This window comes from Halobacillus sp. ABD4_316 (assembly GCF_056161385.1).
This window is the reverse complement of record NZ_JBSWZA010000003.1, coordinates 401,404-417,864: the sequence shown is the minus strand read 5'-3', so window position 1 is coordinate 417,864 and position 16,461 is coordinate 401,404. Positions and strand designations below refer to the sequence as shown.

At 48.3% G+C, this 16,461-nt stretch carries 15 protein-coding genes; 7 read left to right on the top strand and 8 right to left on the bottom strand.

What is annotated here, in order from left to right; all coding sequences use genetic code 11:
- Positions 1 to 5 precede the first annotated feature (5 nt).
- Complete coding sequence (locus ACXAJH_RS14535; protein ID WP_474972100.1) at positions 6 to 1,217, top strand: multidrug effflux MFS transporter; 1,212 nt, start codon at positions 6 to 8, stop codon at positions 1,215 to 1,217.
- A 117-nt stretch (positions 1,218 to 1,334) separates the two neighbouring features.
- The gene (locus ACXAJH_RS14530; protein ID WP_474967335.1) at positions 1,335 to 2,171 is read left to right on the top strand and encodes a hypothetical protein; all 837 of its coding nucleotides are present in this window, start codon (positions 1,335 to 1,337) and stop codon (positions 2,169 to 2,171) included.
- Between the two features lie 690 nt (positions 2,172 to 2,861).
- On the opposite strand, the gene ACXAJH_RS14525 is transcribed toward ACXAJH_RS14530, so the two are convergent.
- Positions 2,862 to 3,716: an SDR family oxidoreductase gene (locus tag ACXAJH_RS14525; protein ID WP_474972098.1), complete on the bottom strand. Its 855-nt coding sequence runs from the start codon at positions 3,714 to 3,716 to the stop codon at positions 2,862 to 2,864.
- A gap of 228 nt (positions 3,717 to 3,944) precedes the next feature.
- Between ACXAJH_RS14525 and ACXAJH_RS14520 the strand changes: the two genes are divergently transcribed.
- On the top strand, positions 3,945 to 4,676 hold the full coding sequence (locus ACXAJH_RS14520; protein ID WP_474967337.1) for a tryptophan-rich sensory protein: 732 nt from the start codon (positions 3,945 to 3,947) through the stop codon (positions 4,674 to 4,676).
- A gap of 132 nt (positions 4,677 to 4,808) precedes the next feature.
- Here ACXAJH_RS14520 and ACXAJH_RS14515 read toward each other — a convergent pair whose 3' ends face one another.
- On the bottom strand, positions 4,809 to 6,008 hold the full coding sequence (locus ACXAJH_RS14515) for a cytochrome P450 family protein (protein ID WP_474994360.1): 1,200 nt from the start codon (positions 6,006 to 6,008) through the stop codon (positions 4,809 to 4,811).
- Positions 6,009 to 6,137: 129 nt separating this feature from the next.
- Here ACXAJH_RS14515 and ACXAJH_RS14510 point away from each other — a divergent pair, with 129 nt between their 5' ends.
- The 3 genes from ACXAJH_RS14510 (at position 6,138) to ACXAJH_RS14500 (ending at position 8,028) form a co-directional block, all read left to right on the top strand.
- Positions 6,138 to 6,812, top strand: a complete 675-nt coding sequence (locus ACXAJH_RS14510; protein ID WP_474994358.1) for an LbetaH domain-containing protein — start codon at positions 6,138 to 6,140, stop codon at positions 6,810 to 6,812.
- 81 nt (positions 6,813 to 6,893) lie between these two features.
- Entirely contained in the window at positions 6,894 to 7,409 is a 516-nt protein-coding gene (locus tag ACXAJH_RS14505) for a CBO0543 family protein (RefSeq protein ID WP_474994356.1), read from the top strand.
- A gap of 241 nt (positions 7,410 to 7,650) precedes the next feature.
- Positions 7,651 to 8,028, top strand: coding sequence for a GNAT family N-acetyltransferase (locus ACXAJH_RS14500; RefSeq protein WP_474972332.1), 378 nt, complete (start codon positions 7,651 to 7,653; stop codon positions 8,026 to 8,028).
- Between the two features lie 5 nt (positions 8,029 to 8,033).
- On the opposite strand, the gene ACXAJH_RS14495 is transcribed toward ACXAJH_RS14500, so the two are convergent.
- On the bottom strand, positions 8,034 to 9,125 hold the full coding sequence (locus tag ACXAJH_RS14495; RefSeq protein ID WP_474967341.1) for a YheC/YheD family endospore coat-associated protein: 1,092 nt from the start codon (positions 9,123 to 9,125) through the stop codon (positions 8,034 to 8,036).
- A 107-nt stretch (positions 9,126 to 9,232) separates the two neighbouring features.
- Between ACXAJH_RS14495 and ACXAJH_RS14490 the strand changes: the two genes are divergently transcribed.
- The gene (locus tag ACXAJH_RS14490; RefSeq protein ID WP_474994355.1) at positions 9,233 to 10,549 is read left to right on the top strand and encodes a YheC/YheD family endospore coat-associated protein; all 1,317 of its coding nucleotides are present in this window, start codon (positions 9,233 to 9,235) and stop codon (positions 10,547 to 10,549) included.
- A gap of 410 nt (positions 10,550 to 10,959) precedes the next feature.
- Here ACXAJH_RS14490 and ACXAJH_RS14485 read toward each other — a convergent pair whose 3' ends face one another.
- The 5 genes from ACXAJH_RS14485 to ACXAJH_RS14465 are packed head-to-tail and all read right to left on the bottom strand — an operon-like array spanning position 10,960 to position 16,451.
- Positions 10,960 to 12,339, bottom strand: a complete 1,380-nt coding sequence (locus ACXAJH_RS14485; RefSeq protein ID WP_474994353.1) for a UDP-N-acetylmuramoyl-tripeptide--D-alanyl-D-alanine ligase — start codon at positions 12,337 to 12,339, stop codon at positions 10,960 to 10,962.
- A gap of 30 nt (positions 12,340 to 12,369) precedes the next feature.
- Positions 12,370 to 12,798 carry a hypothetical protein gene (locus ACXAJH_RS14480; protein WP_474972092.1) on the bottom strand — a complete coding sequence of 143 codons (429 nt, stop codon included), beginning with the start codon at positions 12,796 to 12,798 and terminating at the stop codon, positions 12,370 to 12,372.
- A gap of 26 nt (positions 12,799 to 12,824) precedes the next feature.
- The gene (locus ACXAJH_RS14475; protein WP_474967345.1) at positions 12,825 to 13,847 is read right to left on the bottom strand and encodes a YheC/YheD family protein; all 1,023 of its coding nucleotides are present in this window, start codon (positions 13,845 to 13,847) and stop codon (positions 12,825 to 12,827) included.
- A 10-nt stretch (positions 13,848 to 13,857) separates the two neighbouring features.
- Positions 13,858 to 15,081, bottom strand: coding sequence for an ATP-grasp domain-containing protein (locus ACXAJH_RS14470; protein ID WP_474972091.1), 1,224 nt, complete (start codon positions 15,079 to 15,081; stop codon positions 13,858 to 13,860).
- A 20-nt stretch (positions 15,082 to 15,101) separates the two neighbouring features.
- A complete protein-coding gene (locus ACXAJH_RS14465) occupies positions 15,102 to 16,451 on the bottom strand; it encodes a YheC/YheD family endospore coat-associated protein (RefSeq protein WP_474972090.1) in 1,350 nt (449 codons plus the stop codon).
- Between the last annotated feature and the right edge of the window lie 10 nt (positions 16,452 to 16,461).

The window sequence follows — 16,461 nt, the reverse complement described above, 5'->3', positions numbered from 1 at the left end:
AATGGATGAATCACACAGAAGTTTATCAGGAAAGGGCGGGTAGACGAAGTCCCGTTGCTGTATTTATATTTATTTTAGGATCATTAAGTGCTTTCGGTCCATTGACCATAGATATGTATCTTCCAGCGCTCCCCACAATTGCGGATGAGCTTGGAACAACTACATCGATGACCCAGCTCAGTTTGACGGCCTGCTTGATCGGTCTTGCTGTCGGTCAGCTGGTTATGGGACCGTTGAGTGATGTCAGAGGCCGTAAAAAGCCGTTGATCATTGCGCTCGGAGTTTATATGCTGGCATCATTTTTGTGTTTGTTTACAGGTTCCATCTGGAGCTTTGTGGCATTGCGGCTCCTGCAGGGATTGTCCGGTGCGGCCGGGCTGGTCATTTCAAGGGCAACGGCCAGAGATTTGTTTTCAGGAGCTGAGCTCACAAAGTTTTTTGCACTGCTCATGCTTGTGAACGGACTTGCGCCGATTCTTGCTCCAGTAGCGGGAGGGCAGCTGCTGCAGGTGATGCCGTGGCGTGGTATTTTTGGGGTGCTTACGGGTCTCGGCCTTCTCATGCTTCTTGCATCAGCCATGTTTTTAGAAGAAACACTTCCGGAGAAGAATCGTAAAACAGGCGGGCTGAAGGAGACCATTGAGACGTTTGGTTCATTAGTCAAAGACCGGACCTTTATGGGCTATGTATTAAGTAAAGGATTCATTATGAGTGGGATGTTCGCTTATATTTCCGGTTCGACCTTTGTCCTTCAGGAAGTCTATGCCTTATCCGCCCAGCAGTTCAGTCTGGTATTTGCGGTGAATGGTCTCGGACTTGTGGCAGCCACCCAGGTGACCGGCTTGCTCAGCCGGAAGATCAGCGGGACCGCTTTGTTCCGTTATGGATTGATTCAGGCGTTTACCGGGGGGGTGCTGCTCGTTGGTGCGGCTCTGGCAGAAGCCCATGTGGTGCTGTTATGTTTCACGCTCTTCCTTGCTGTTACGAGTGTAGGAATCGTCAATACGACCGTTTTCTCTCTGGCTATGGAAGATCAGGCCGAGCAGGCAGGGAGCGCCTCAGCGCTGCTTGGTCTGCTGCCTTTCCTGCTCGGTGCCATCGTTTCACCGCTTGTCGGTCTTGGCGGTGGTGCCCTTCCGATGGCACTCGTAATGGCTGTGTGTTCCACGTCGGCAGTAGTCTTTTACATCCTCTTGAACCGTCCGGGGAGCACATGATTCATGCTGGGAATCCCGGACAGGCATGGGGGTGTCTGCATAGAATGATAGAAGGCATAAGTGCCGGATATCAGCGGTTCTATTCGTTCAGATAAACCGCGTGGAGGTAGAGAAGAGTTGAATCAAGATCATGCTGTAATTGTTACGGATTTCACCGGCAGCGACTCACAGAAAGTGCAGCAGGCGATTGATTATGCGGCAATCAATGGAAATCCAAGTGTTGTGTATGTCCCGGATGGAGATTATGTGATCAATGAGACGCTGGTACTTCGTGAAGGAGTGAACCTTGTTTTTGCTTATGACGCCCGCTTTGTTGTATATGGCAATCAGGATGTGCTGCATATTGAGAAGGACGCGGGAATAACAGGCGCCTATATAGCGATAGACGACAGCCGTTTTAGTCGTAGAATTCTTGTTTTTGATGGGAAGTACAAGTATTATAACTCCTGGAACCGCTCCAGGTTTCAACAGATTAACATGGTGAACTGGTCGGGATCTCATAAGGGTACAGGAATCCACCTGTCTTCCAGTCAGCCTTCAGATGAAATATCCTTTTTGCAGTTTGATGATATTAAAGCAGTGGGGCTTCATACAGCTTTAGAAGTAAGGGTAACGAAACCTTCCTCCGGTTACAGCTGGGTGAATGCCAATAATTTCATGAACGTGACGATCGATGACTGTGTCAGGGGGATATGGATGAATTCTTCCAAGACTATCCCTAACGAAGCAAGCGGCAATAACTTTACGAATCTGCAGATCCAGCTCTCCAGTATAAGCAGGAGTGCTGTCCGTGTAACAGGGGATTATAATTACCTGCGGGGAATGATCTGGGATGCTGATCTCGCTTCCCAGATGGGATCTCTTGTGCATCTGACCTCCAACAGCAGTCATACGGAGTGCAGACTCCGTGGAAATCACAGCGTCCTTGACCAAGGAACCGATAATACCTACTAAGGTCGCACCTAATGAAGAAAGACCATCTTGCACTCAGGATGGTCTTTGGCTGTAGAAAAAGCCTGTGTTAGCCAGTTAGAGTTGTCCGCATCTCGTGTTGAGAGGGCACGTTCCGCTTATCGGCGGATGCTTGCCGCGGGCACGGCCTCAGCTTACTTGGTCAAGAAACCATTTGACCAAGTGGATCTTCGGCTCGCGCTGTTCCCGCAGGCGTCACCACCGAACGCTCTTCGTGCCGGTGCCTGTGTAAAACTACGCTGCGATAAAATGAAAGAACGTGGATATACCGTATGAGAAAAGAGAAAGTCGAGCGTAGCTTCGCAGATTCAAAAGAACGGCATAGGCTGCGCGATTGAAGATTGCGTGTAAAAGAAAAAGGGAAAGAACTGGCGCTGATGACGGCTGCCTGCCGGAATATGACAAAGACTCTCCTCCATCCAGCAAAGGTGAGCTGGGTGAAGGAGAGTCTTTGTCGATGTTAAAGAATCCCCAAGGAGCGGTGCCCCTTCCACTCCTGCGGAAGAACGAGTGGGCCGAGATCGCCGAGCGTGGGTGTTGCGAGGAAGCTCGGGCGCTCGTCCGCGGAAAGGGAAGGGGCTTTTGCTCCTGGTGGTAAGAAAAAAAAGCTTGTAAAGAAACAGGGGTTTCTCTACAAGCTGAGACCATCCTTAGTGCAGGATCGTCTTTTCCTTATTTTCCGAGAAGGCTGGAAGTAACCATGGCGGTCTGCTTCAAACCGGTTGGATCGGCAGAGGTTTTCAACTTCGTGAATTCCTCAGACCATTCCGAAGTTCTCATGCGGAGAGGAAGGGTGTCTTTCTCTAATTCCACCATCATGCGCTCTGCAATTTCTTCAGGCGTCTGGAACACTCCTGAATCATGATTTCCCCGCTGTCCCATAAAGTCATTGAGGACCTGTTCATACTCGTCCTTTGGAAATCCACCTGTCTTTTCAATGTCTGCAAGAACGGAATTGGCAAATTCGGATTCAATACCACCGGGTTCGACAATCATAAATTCAACGCCGAAATAAGGGGTTACATAGGTGGCAAGACTTTCATAATACCCCTCCAGTGCAAATTTAGACGCACAGTAGATTTCATGCATGGGTTGTCCGACGAGCCCGCCGACCGAAGAGATGGATACGATACGCCCTGTTTTCTGTGCTCTCATGTGAGGGAGTATGGCTTTTGTGCAGCGGATGGGTCCATATGTGTTGATATCAAAGATCCGTGTGTAATCCTCTTCTGAGGATTGTTCGGTGCTTCGGATGTAGCCTATGCCTGCATTGTTAATCAATAAGTCAATGCGACCTTCTTCGTCAATGACGGTTTGGACAGCCTGATCGACAGACACTTGTGACTGTACGTCCAGCTGGAGAAGTTCGATATCCAGTCCGTTCTGCTGCAGTTCCTTCACCGGTGCTCCTTTATCGAGGTTCCGCATCGTTGCATAAACCTTCCAGCCTGCTTCTGCTAAGACTTTACTAATTCCAAGGCCAAGACCTGAGGAAGTTCCCGTAACAACGGCAATACTTTTGTTCATTGTCATCCCATCCTTTAATGTTTTGATTTTCTCTATCCATGTGGCATCGTTTTATCATCATCAATCCGGATTGTTCAACGTAACTATAATGGTTGGAGTTCACTCTAACGCAAGAGGGAAATATAAAATCGTTTGGGTTTAATTTTCTGGTTGGTATGGAAATGTTTTATTCCGGGGTCAAAAGGAATAATAATGAAACATGAATGTTTTATAAAAGGGGTGTTTATTATGGGGAAATTCCTGATGAATCTGGCTGCGTTCCTTCTCGTCGTAGTAGTGAACGGGCTGGCGAATGCCTTGCCGTTGAATGGTCAGACAACAGGGGAAATATCGAACAGGCTGGATGTGCTGTTCACGCCAGCCGGCTATGTGTTCAGCATTTGGGGACTTATCTATTTATTACTCGGCATCTGGGTGCTCAGCATGTTCCCGGAAAGTCGCAGAAATCTTCCTGTTTACCAGAATACGAGCGGTTTGTTTGTGTTAAGCTCGCTGTTGAATAGTTTATGGATTTTTATGTGGCATTACGAGTTCTTCGGGCTGTCCGTCCTTGTTATGCTTTCGCTTCTGCTCACGCTCATCCGCCTTTATCTTAAGCTTCAGGAAGCAGGAGCTTCGTTTTGGGAACGGCTTCCTTTTTCCGTTTACTTAGGCTGGATCAGTGTCGCGACGATTGCCAATATCAGTTATTTCTTGACCTATATCGGATGGGACGGCTTTGGGATTTCTGCCTCTGCCTGGACGATCCTTCTCCTGATCGTCGGCTTCCTGCTTGCTTTAGTCTTTATGACCAGCCAGAACGACTGGATTTATCCACTTGTTTTTGTCTGGGCGTTTATTGGAATCGCTGTAAAAAATGAAGATGCAGGAGTTCCGGGCGTAGTGTATACAGCCTATATCCTTGCCGGTTTATTATTGGTTCTTACCGTTTTTTATGCCCTGCGTCAGCGAAAGACATAAATGGCTGATGGAAAGACGTCTCCTTGAGGCGTCTTTTTGTATGGTCACTTTTTTGATCCGGGGCTCTTTCAAGTAGAGCAGAGATAAAACCAGGCCCGCTGAAATGATGCGGACCTGGTTTTATTCTTTTCTTCAGGAAAGCTGGACAGGGAGAGACTGAAGGCCCCTGAGCAGGAAGACGGGACGCCATTCCGGACGCTCACGTTCGGGGTCCAGGTGGATATCTGGAAAGGTATGCAGCAGTTTTTCGACAGCGGCTTTTCCTTCCATGCGGGCAAGTGGAGCACCAAGACAGAAGTGAATGCCGAAACCAAAAGCCACGTGGGCATTTTTCTGCCGGGTGATATCAAAACAATCGGCGTTGGTGAATTTCGCTTCATCCCGGTTCGCTGAGCTGATCGAGGCCATGATGAAGTCCCCTTTTCTAATCGTTTCTCCGTGAAAATCCATATCCTCCGCGGCCCAGCGTGCTGTGGAGAAATCGACGGGACTATAGAAACGCAGGCCTTCCTCCAAGGTTTGGGGCACGAGCGATAGGTCCTTTTTTACCTGCTCGAGTTGATCGGGATGTTCAAAGAGCGCATACATCGTATTGCCGATCAAATTGACGGTGGTTTCATGCCCGGCAATGATGAGCAGGACGACCATGGAATACAACTCATTCTTACTCAGCTGATCGCCCTCATCCTCCGTTTGAAGCAGATAGGAAATCAAGTCTTCCCTGGGATGAGCCCGGCGTTTCTCAAAAAGATCGGTTAAGTAAAGAGTGAATGCTTCGACATCCTCTACGAAATCACCAGCCATGTTATCAGAGGCGGCCACGATGGTGTTGGACCATTTGCGGAACTTCTCACGATCTTCGACAGGCACACCAAGCATTTCACTGATCACAATAATCGGAAGCGGAAAAGCGAAATCATCAATCAAATCGACCGGCGCTGTCTTACTTTCCATTTCAGCGAGCAGTTCATCCGTAATCTCATGAATACGTGGTTCTAAAAGTTTGATTGTCTTTGGATTGAAATAAGGCTGGACGAGCTTTCGCAGCCTTGTATGATCAGGAGGGTCAGCATCAAGCATCATATTTTCGAAAATATTCAACCCTTCCTCCGGGGAGGGTTTGTCTCTGGTGGCGTATAGGCGGCTTTGATCTTTAATGAAGCTCGATGATTTCAAGAGTTCTTTGACATCATCGTATTTCGTCACAAGCCAGGAAGTATACCCGTTGTCTTCTGACATCGGGAAGACGGGCTTTGATGTTCGTTTATCCTCATAAAACGGATAAGCCCCTGTTTTAAACTGTGAGGAATACAATGTTTCCATTTCTCCCATTTCCAAATTCCTCCTTCTCATCCTTATATATGAAGTATAAAGGATGAGAAGACGCCTCACAAACGAACCGTTTTACGCATATCAGGAAATCAGCGGCGTACATTGTAATCAAACGATGTGAGAAGAGGAGTGGGGGCACTGAAGACAGCTGTTCCGGTAAAAGATCTCATTTGTTTGGTTGAAAAACAGCTGGACCATTTGTTCTTATACCATGTCAAAAGGGAAAGAAACCTCCTGGCATCTGCTGTAGGGAAAGCGATTGGAAAAACGGCCGTGAACTTTTCCCGCAGCCGGAACAAGTACTATAGAAAAGATGGCGAGGTATACTTCAACCCTTTTCATTCAGGACAGTATACGGTCTTTCTTTATTATTTATCAAGAGTCCTACGTGAATATGAGGCGTTTTCACTGGCGGAACGCATCTATTATTTGAATAAGGTTTTGAATGCCGTCGATCTTTATTATGAGGTGGAGCTGCCGGACTACTTTTTCCTTGATCATCCAGTAGGCACTGTTCTTGGAAAGGCGGTGTATGCCGACGATTTCGTGTTTTCCCAGCACATTACGGTTGGAAATAACCATAATATTTTCCCGGTGTTCGAGGAAAGGGTGTCTCTGCTCGCGGGAGCGGTCGTCATTGGAAACTGCCGGATCGGAAGGAACACGATCGTTAGTGCCGGCTCCTATATTAAGGATGAAGATGTTCCGGCCAATAGTCTTGTGTTCGGGAGGTCTCCGCATCTCGTTATTAAAACAAAGCCCAGCAGTTATTTCGATGATTACTTCCATGCGAAATTTTATTAAGGTTTTTACGTAGGGGACAAGTATAAAAATGGCGGTCATCGACGACAATGATGGTAATTGACTCATTGGAGTGGATAAACGATGTACTTACTGCTTGTCATTATCGTCTGGGTTTTGTTTGCGTGGAGGTTCATTGACTGGACCCAGTGGCGGCGGCAGTACCCGACGGTGTTATTCTTTATGCTTTCTAACTTTCTCTATAACTATTTTTACTACAATCATACGCTGTGGGCTTTCCGGGGGATTACACTGGAGTGGCTGAACCATTCGGTCATCAACGCTGCATTCACGTTCATCATCTGCCCGGCTGGTCTTGTCATTTTTCTGCAGCGGATGCCGGGTTCGAAGACCGCCCGCGTCTATTACTTTGCCGTCTGGATTGGTTTCTACACGGCGCTGGAGTGGCTGTTTTCCATGAAAGGGATGTTTGTTTATGATCATGGGTGGAACAACTGGCTTAATATCCCGCTGAATACTCTATTATTCCTCATCCTTGCGGTTCATTACAAACGCCCGTCTCTCGCTTTGATTCTGACTGTTCCGATTGCTGTGTTGTTTTACGTATGCTTCCCGTTTCCTCTGGACAGTTTAAAATAAAAAGGGGATGGAATCTATGGTCATCCGGGATCTTTTGTCCGTGCCGCTGTTTCTGATTCTTCTTTTCCTTACCTATGGATCGATGTGGATGTACATCGGCAGACATACCATCAACAAAAGGAAATAGATGTAGGAAGGCTGTTGAGTTCATTCTCAGCAGCCTTTTTTATGTGCATCCACGCACGTGACACCACGGCGGAATATAGTAGGAAAAAAGGCAGAGGAGTTTCACGTGTTGGACATGGAGATGAAGGAAATCAGTTTCAGAGATGTTCTGCCCTTGAAAGAAGCATTTGAAAAGGAGTCTTTGAAATTAAGGAAGACAAGAGCGACGACCTGGCTCGGAGCCTACTGTGAAGGAAAACTCGCCGGCGTATGTGCTTTCCGTCGGACTAAATACGGGATCAAATGTAAAAGCGATCTCGTTCTGGAAGAGTTCCGCGGGCGTGGCGTGTACCGCCGTCTTTTTGAAGAGCGGCTGAAGCGTGTCCGCTCCTTGCAAGCGGAAAAACTGTATGCATACTGCAATACAAACAGCCGGCCCATGTATGAAACGTATGGATTCAAGCGGAAAGGAAGGCTGAAAAGGTACACCTATATGGAAATGAAACACCCCTGATCAAATCAGGGGTGTTTCATTTGATCGTATAAAAATCGAGCGTATCCGATGGGATTGGTATGTTTGGCCTTCCATTCCTCCAGGCGTTTTCCTTTATAGCGGACATTTCCGTAACGACCGCGGAAGTTGCATTCGATGAAATACACCCGCCCGGAAGTATCCAGAGCCAGATCGAAAGCGATATCTGCAATGTGCTTGGCATACCTGTCGATGTGGCGGGCCAGCTGGACAGCCCTTTGTTCAATACCATCTCTTGTTGGAATCAGTGGGAAGTCAGGATGGTGGGTGAAAACTTCTTCAAAGCTGAGCGACTGCCCTCCTTGACTAAGATTCGTGATGAATTGATCCTTACTCGGTGACACCTTGCATAAAATACCGGCGACCACCCAGTTTCCGGTGTGATTGCGCTGGACAACGACGCGCAGGTCGAAGGGCCTTCCTTCACAGGCAGCAAGCTGAATCTTTTCCTGAATGAGATAAGGCCTGGCATCGAAGGCTTTCAAGATCACTTCAGGCATTTCCTCCTGGAACGTTTCAAGTTTCCACTGCTTTCGTTTCACCTGGTATTCCAACCGCCAGCTGTTCTTTGAGATCTTCTCTATATGCATAATTCCAGCACCCAGGCTGCCGTTGACAGGCTTCAAGAGGACAGAATCATAAGAGGCCATCATGGTTTTTAAAACGGCTGGGTCTGCTTTTGCTGTCCGCGGCAGACAGTGGCGAAGCTCAGGGTCTTTTTTGATCATCGTATGCATCCGGTATTTATCGTGTTTAAAGCCTTTGTGATTGTAGAAGATGATGCCTGATTCAGTTAGGAACCTCTGCTGCTTCCTGGACAAAAAGCCACGGGAATACAAGATCTGTGGAAGAGGAATCGTCCGCTGTTCATATCGATGTTCACTGCTGATCCATGCTTTTACTGTCGACCTGCCGGGTTGGACATCTTTCACCTTGAAAAAGGCGGCCGTCAACTTGAACTGGTCCGCCGCCTCCTGATATGCACGGACATTGATTTGACTTCCCTCCTCTGCCAGCCGGTCGCAGGTGCTGTCAGGCAGGATGATGCCGATGGTCTCTTTTTTTACGATATGTCTCACCTCCCGGGTTTCCATTTATCCTATGTATACAGAAGGAAGAAAAGATATGTTCTTTCCTGTTGTTCATACATATAAAAGAAGACGGAAAATGAACAGGGGGGACACGTATGTATCACGTGAATAAAGGAGAGGGGATGGGAACAGCCATCACGCTTCACCCATCATCCGCCTTGAAAGAGGGGCTGGAGGACGGCCGGGTATACACCTGGGAGTTCGGACTGCAGTCCTGTCAGGGGGTGCTGCAGACATCCGAACGGATAGACCCAGGTCAGATGGTTTTGTCAGAGGATGCGCTCGGTATCCTGATGATTCCCACGCAGCCCCATTATGAAGTGAAATGTGTGGGAAACACCATTCATATTGGACCTATTATAGGAATCGTTGCCTCCAGCCGCCTGGAAGGTTTGCAGGATATGCTGCACAAGCTGCGTCGTTATGTGAAGAACTACGAATCCTTTGGTGGAGCTGTCATTGCTTTTTCCAATGAAGCGGTGGACGTGGATAAACGGTTGGTGGCTGGGTATCTCTTTGATCCTGTGAAAAGGGAGTGGACGGCAGGAATCTATCCGTTTCCACAGGTCATTTTCAAGCGTGTTCCACTAAAGAAGAAATGGCAGAAGCAATTTCACCAATTCATCGGAGACCGTATTTTTCACTCCGGAACGTTTACCAAGTGGGAAATGTATACGTGGTTTCAGTCCTCCTCGTTTTTGAAGCCGTACCTTCCCGAAACGAAGATTTTCCAGCATTCAGTAGATTTTCTTGAGATGCTGGAGGCTCATTCTTGTGTTTATATAAAGCCCGTAAAAGGGATGCAGGGAAAACGTGTGGCGAAGGTGCTGCGTACAGAGAAAGGGATAAAGGTGATCTATATTCATTCCGAAGATAAAAAAGAGTTTTTATTCCCTCGATCTGAAGACGGGCTGACTTTCTTAAAGGACGTCTTTGCGGGCAGTGAGGTGATCGTTCAGCAGGGCCTCGACCTTCAATATGAGGGGAGGGTCAATGATTTCCGGGCGGTTATGGTGAAAAACGGGGAAGGAAGCTGGGAGAACTTTGCTCTGATGGGAAGGATCAGCCAGGAAGGTCAGATTGTCAGTAACCGTCATCAAGGGGGGAAGATTGAACCTGCGGTCGTCCTGCTGGAGCGGATGTTTAAGGATAAGGAAAAAGTGTCTTCTCTAATCCGTGAGATCGAAGATCTGGCTCTAAGAGCGTCGGAGGTCATCGAGAACTGCGGTTTCCACTATTGTAAATTGGGCATCGATATCGGTGTGGATCGACACGGGCGTGTGTGGTTGATCGAAATCAATCATCGGAATCCGAATGATTTTGTCGCTTCTTTTACGGGAGATAAAGAACTTGCCAACCGTATTCGTACAGCCAATATGCTGTATGCGAAACGAGTGGCGGGCTTTAAATAAGAGCGCACAGGAAAAAGTTCGTCCTATCCAGTTAGAGTTGTCCGTATGTCATGTTGAGAGGGCACGTTCCGCTTATCGGTGGATGCTTGCCGCGGGCACGGCCTCAGCTAACTTGGTCAAGAAAACCATTTGACCAAGTGGATCTTCGGCTCGCGCTGTTCCCGCAGGCGTCACCACCGAACGCTACACGTGCCGATACCTGTGGGAAGACAGCTTTATCCTATGATAAAAGAGAACGTTGAGCATAGCTGCTTCGCCGTTTCAAAAGAACAGTACAAGCTTCGTTACTGCCGCTTGCGTGGGGAAAATCCTATCCATGTCGAAGGATTGGTGATCGCTCCTTTGGAGTCACTAGAAAAAGGTTTTTCTACAAGCTAAGCAGCCCTTCCATAAAGGGAAGGGCTGCTTTTTTAGGTTTCGTCTTTGAGGACGCGGATGAAATGACTATAGGAGTCCCGCATCGATGTTTTAATTAAACACACGGTCTGGTCATCTGCAAATTTTTGAATCAGCTCAAGCGCTCGTTCTGGTGTGCCGCACATATATACGTGACGCGCTCTCATCCCGCATTTCACAGCTTCTCTGGCCATGACGGCCGCTCGCTCTCCGATAGTAATGAGCCGTCCGGGCTGGTTGTTGTAAATGAGGCGTCCGATTTTCTTATGCTCTTGAATTTCTTCAGGGCCCAGCTCATTGATCTGTCCGAGCACAGCTACACTGTTTTTCCCGCGTGCTTTTTCCTGTAATACGGCAAGGGCAGCTTCGATGGAACCGGAGTTGGAGTTCCAGGAGTCATCAATTAATATGGATCCGTTCAGGCCGTTGGTGATTTCTAAATGGCGTTTCAAAGGTGGAAAGGTTCGGAGTCGCTGCAGCAGGGTTTCGATATCCACCCCGAAGGTATGGGCGGCAGCTATGGCGCCGAGGGCATTGCGGACCATATGAAGTCCAAAAGCAGGCACGAAGGCTTCATAGTTTTCTTCAGCATGGGTGAGGGTGAACGTCATTCCTTCCTCAGAATATCTGATGTGGGATCCTCTGAAATCCGCCTGTTCACCGGTCCCGAACCAGATGATCTGCCCGGGAGGAAGGGATCGAGCGAAGCGCTTGGAATGGTCACATTCTGAATTCAGGAAAATAGGTTGATCCACTCCCGCACCTTTGAGTAGTTCAGCTTTTTCCTCAGCATACAAGTGCTGTGATCCATAGCGTTCAATATGATCCGTTCCGATCCCGGTTATCAACACGGAAAAGGGGCTGAAACAGCGGACACATTTCTCCAGATGCCCTTTCTTTCCAACGCCGAATTCGAAGATGCCGAAATCGGTATGCTCGTTCATCCTTGTGAAAACCCCGGCGTTCGAACGGAAGAGATTGTAGTTTCCTTTCGTTGCTTTTACGTGGTGATGCTCTGATAACAGATACTTGACCATCTCTTTCGTCGTCGTTTTTCCATAACTGCCGGTGATGGCAAGGAGAGGAATGGAAAGGAGGCGGCGGTACCAGGCGAGGAAGTGATGGTAGGCTTCCCTTGTTTTTTTCACTTGAATAACCGTAATATCCCCGCGGAGGGATGGAAGTCTTTTCGGGCGGCTTGTGATTATCACACACGATTGCAGCTGCTCTGTCTCCTGGGCCGCCGGTGCTTTTGCATCCAGGCAGAAGTATAGGCAGCCTGGCTTTACTTTCTTCACACGGGTGACGACACTTTTCACAACGGACAGGGAGCCCTCACGTACAACCACACCATCCAATTCTTTCACAAGGTCACGTACTGATAGTTTTCTCACAGGATTCTCCTTTGCACAGGAGCCGGAATTCTACCATTTCGGCTCCACGATAATGTCCCGTTTCAGTAAATCGATATTCAAACAGGAGAGGGAGGAAATAGAATGAACAGGCCGGGTTATCAGACACTCCGTCCTCTTTAAGGCATAGATTTCTTCCATCCATCCTGCAGGTTCCCCGTAAATCGTAAAAGGCTGAAGAAGGGATAGAAGGACGTTTTTTTCTTGTTTATCAATGGCTTCAATGCGGAAACACCACGTTTGAAACGTTTCTCCACGCGTGGTTCCCTCTGCGGAGAACGGGATGGAGGAGTGCTGTCCATAGAAGCAGAAGGGGATGGTGTCGATACGCATGAGTTTAGCCAGGAGTGGGCTGCATGGATCTGAGGGATCTCCCTGAAGTTCCCGCTGCTGTTGATAAAGTATTTCAAAGCTTTTCAATAGACTCGTATGATCCTTCAACCTTTCCATCCCCTTTCGATCAGCTTTCAGCTCTTATACTGCTGAGCCATGTAACAAGCATAAGGAATCATATGCCGGGCAATGGAAAACTCCCTGTGACGGCTTCCAGGGCGCCAGTTTACTTCATAAATCCACAGCTTATGATGGCGGTCAACGGCTGCATCAATCCCGAGTTCATCAAAAGAACGTCCGGGGTATAATGTTTCGAAATGCGTGGCGAACTGCACGGCAAAGTACTCAAGGAGCTGTTTGATATTGTAATATTCACGGCCGAATTCTTCCTTTAGGAAGGGCACAAGCTCTCCACGGTAGCCGCCACGGCTGACATTGCTTGTTAATCGCTTGGTTCCACTGATTCGTGGATAGATCAAGGCCGTCTGCCACCGGCCTTCTTTATTTTTATGGACATGCAGGCGGAAGTCATAGCTGAATCCCGCATTCGTCCGACTGTCGATATACGGCTGAATCAAATATTTTTTGTTTTGAAGAAGGTCGGTGACTTTCTTTTCCCAAACCTCCCGCGGACAGGTCTGCTTCTCTAATCCGGTCTGCCAGGTCACCGATCCATCCTCAAGCTTTGTAATGAAGTGGATGGATTCTCCTTTCCGGCCTGAGTGAGGCTTGATGACGGCCTCCGGATGAGCTTGAAGAAACAAATGGACATCTTCCGTTGATTGAAGCGGGTGGCTGGGAACCAGGTGGCCCGCAAACGTCTTTCCTCGTTTGATTTTGTTATAGACAGTCAGCTTGCTGCCAATCGATCGGCTGATAAACGGGATCTGTCTGCGGAGAGCACGGCTGACGGCCTTGTGCTTTGAGGATCTGGGCGCACTGATATTGATGATGACTTCAGGGAAGGGGAGATCCTTTTCGTGCCAGGATCCTTCCTGGTAAATCCACCCTTTGATGCGTCTGTGGTCAAAATCAATCCCTGAATAAGAGAAGTAGAAAAAATCTGATCCATACATTTTTGCGGCAGCTGCATAAGCAAAAGCTTTCGTGACGTGATGCGGTTTTTGGCGGTAATGAAGCATTCCGATCCGTGTCATATTCCACACCCTATATCGGTTCTAAATGAAATTTGATTTTCTCCGCTGCTGATTTTGCTGCGCTGACAGCTTCGTCCTGGTCCGGTGAAGCAGCGATGACATACGCATAACGGTGTCCCATGGATACGGGAGCGGACAAAATCGATCCTCTGCGCGGCTTTACGTAGACTTTTTTTATAGACTCCATCGTTTTGGCTTTCTGTTTTCCCGTCACTTTCATCAACTTTCCCCTGCCTTGGATGGTGATGAAGTGAGCATAGGCGGAGAGCTGTTTCTTCGGGGTGCAGTCAATCCTGTCTCCCAGGTTCAACTTCAACGTTTCCTTTACTAAAGAAATGCCGGTGGATTCATAAATGAGCTGGTTGACAGCACTCCCGGATATCCGGGGGTTGATTTCAATCAGTTTCCACCCGGAGGGCGTCTTCCTCATTTCCGCGTGGCATGTGCCATGCGTGAGCCCCAGATGGTGAACGATACTTTCGATGGTCGTCTGCAGTTCTTCGGTACATGAATCAGAGAGCGGCGCCGGCATAAGATAGCCGGTGATGATGAAGCGGGCTTCTTTTGAGATGATCTGTTCAATGACAGCGGCCAGCTGAACCGTTCCATGGTCGACAATGATCTCGATCAGATACTGGGGACCTTCCACATATTCTTCTAGAAGGAGGGAGGACAGACCGGACTGCCTTTTGAAATAGGTGCAGGCATCCAGAAAAGCCTCCTTGTCTTTGATTAAGAGAACGTCTTTGGAGCCATTGGAAACCGGGGACTTCAAAATAAAGGGCAGTTGATCGGCGTAAGTATGAAACAATGGATCAGCATCTTTCTCCAAAGGTAGAACCGCATGCTTCGGAGCCGCGGGGTGTCCGTTTAAAATTTCCCTGAACCTTGTTTTATCTTCCATATGATACAACGCGGAAACAGACAGGGAAGTTAAACCAAGTTCAGCTGCCATTTCTGCAGCCAGACGAACAAAAGGGTCGACGAAACTAACGAAGGCTTTGATATGTTTTTCTTGTTTATTTATAATCGCCAGCTGCTCGTAAATGACGTTTTTATCCTGTAAATCTTTGACGAAAATCATTTGATGCACATCGGGATACTCTTCGCGCTGGTACATCTTCTTCAGCTGCTGAGTGAGGAGGATGGTGAAATACCCCATCTGCACGGCTGCCTCGATGGCATCTCTGCTGGATCCGGATTTGTGTGTTTCTAAAAAGACGATGCAGTCCATAACCTTCCATGTCCCTTTCTTTACCGGGGGCCCGGGAGATGTTCCTGTGGAAAACCACACATACCTTTCAATGCATCTACGTAGGATTTTTGTATGTGCCAATACAACGCATGATCTCCTGCATAAAGGGGGAGCCGGTCATCCACATACCGGTGATTCATTTCAATCAGCCAGATCTTTCTTTTTTGATCCAAAGCAATATCCACACCAAAATAGCCAAAAACGGTGCCGGACTCCTCCTCTAAGCGTTCAGCTGCCCGGCAGCACACGGAAAAGATCTCTTCACGGAGATGGTCGATCTCTTCTTTGGAAAGGGAAAAGCAAGACCTCACCACATCCTCTGCGGAAGAGACCTGACCACCGCCGGCGTGATTGCTGATGATGCTTTGTGGAGCACCTGTTTTAGCGACCCATCCAGCAGCTTTCCACTGAGCCTGCCTATCCTTATGCAGGTAGACCCGGTAATCGATCACTTGGTGATTGAACGCTATGTCCAGACATTTCTGTGCAAGGTAGGGTTTTCGACCGATGATTTTATCCAGATGGTTGGCTGCTTCTTCCGGAGGCAGGCATTTCTCCAAGTTCATTCCATTTTCCCTCGTCCGTACATGCCATGTCCGGCTCCCGGCAGAAGGGGAAATGTGAATGGTTTTACGGCCGAATGACCCTTTGACAGGTTTTAAAAATAAGGATCCCCACTGATTCATCCAATCGACGGCCTCGGGACCTCCTGTATAAAGAGCGGTAGGAGGCAGGTGCGAAAGGAGGATTGGATCTTTCTTTAAGTACTGATAGACCTGCCATTTCGAATAAACCGCTTGATTGAAGACGGCACCGCTTACGTGACGTTCGAAGCTCAACTTCAGCTCTTTCTTCAACGACATGCGCTTATACACAACATCGGGGTAGGGGAGAAGTCTTTTCTCCCAGCTTTCATCAAGGGGGTTATACATGTATCCGCTCAACTGCGTGTGCCTGGATTGAATACTGTCCATAGAAAAAATGGTGAGGATGCCGTTTTGGAGCGGATCATTCTGCAGCACATGGTTGAACCGTTTTCTTTTACCGGGCAGGTATTTTTCCCTGCCTGCCGCTAATATTCCTAAATGAGGACCGATCCTGAGATGACCCTCATCATGACGCAGTTGAAAACGTCCCTGGTCAGGGAAAAGCAGTTCATCCGCAATCCGTGAGAAAAGGCGTGCGTGTCGTTCCTTCGTTCCTTTTATCGTGACAGCCGCAGCTTTTGAACCGAACTCGACGATCATCGGAGTTTCCTCCTGAATAGACAGCTGTTGAAGGATGGGGTGTGGGAGGTGGAACTCCCGCCCTTCCCCATGTTCTTTTTGAATGTGAATGGCGCCGTGCATCCTGTATCCC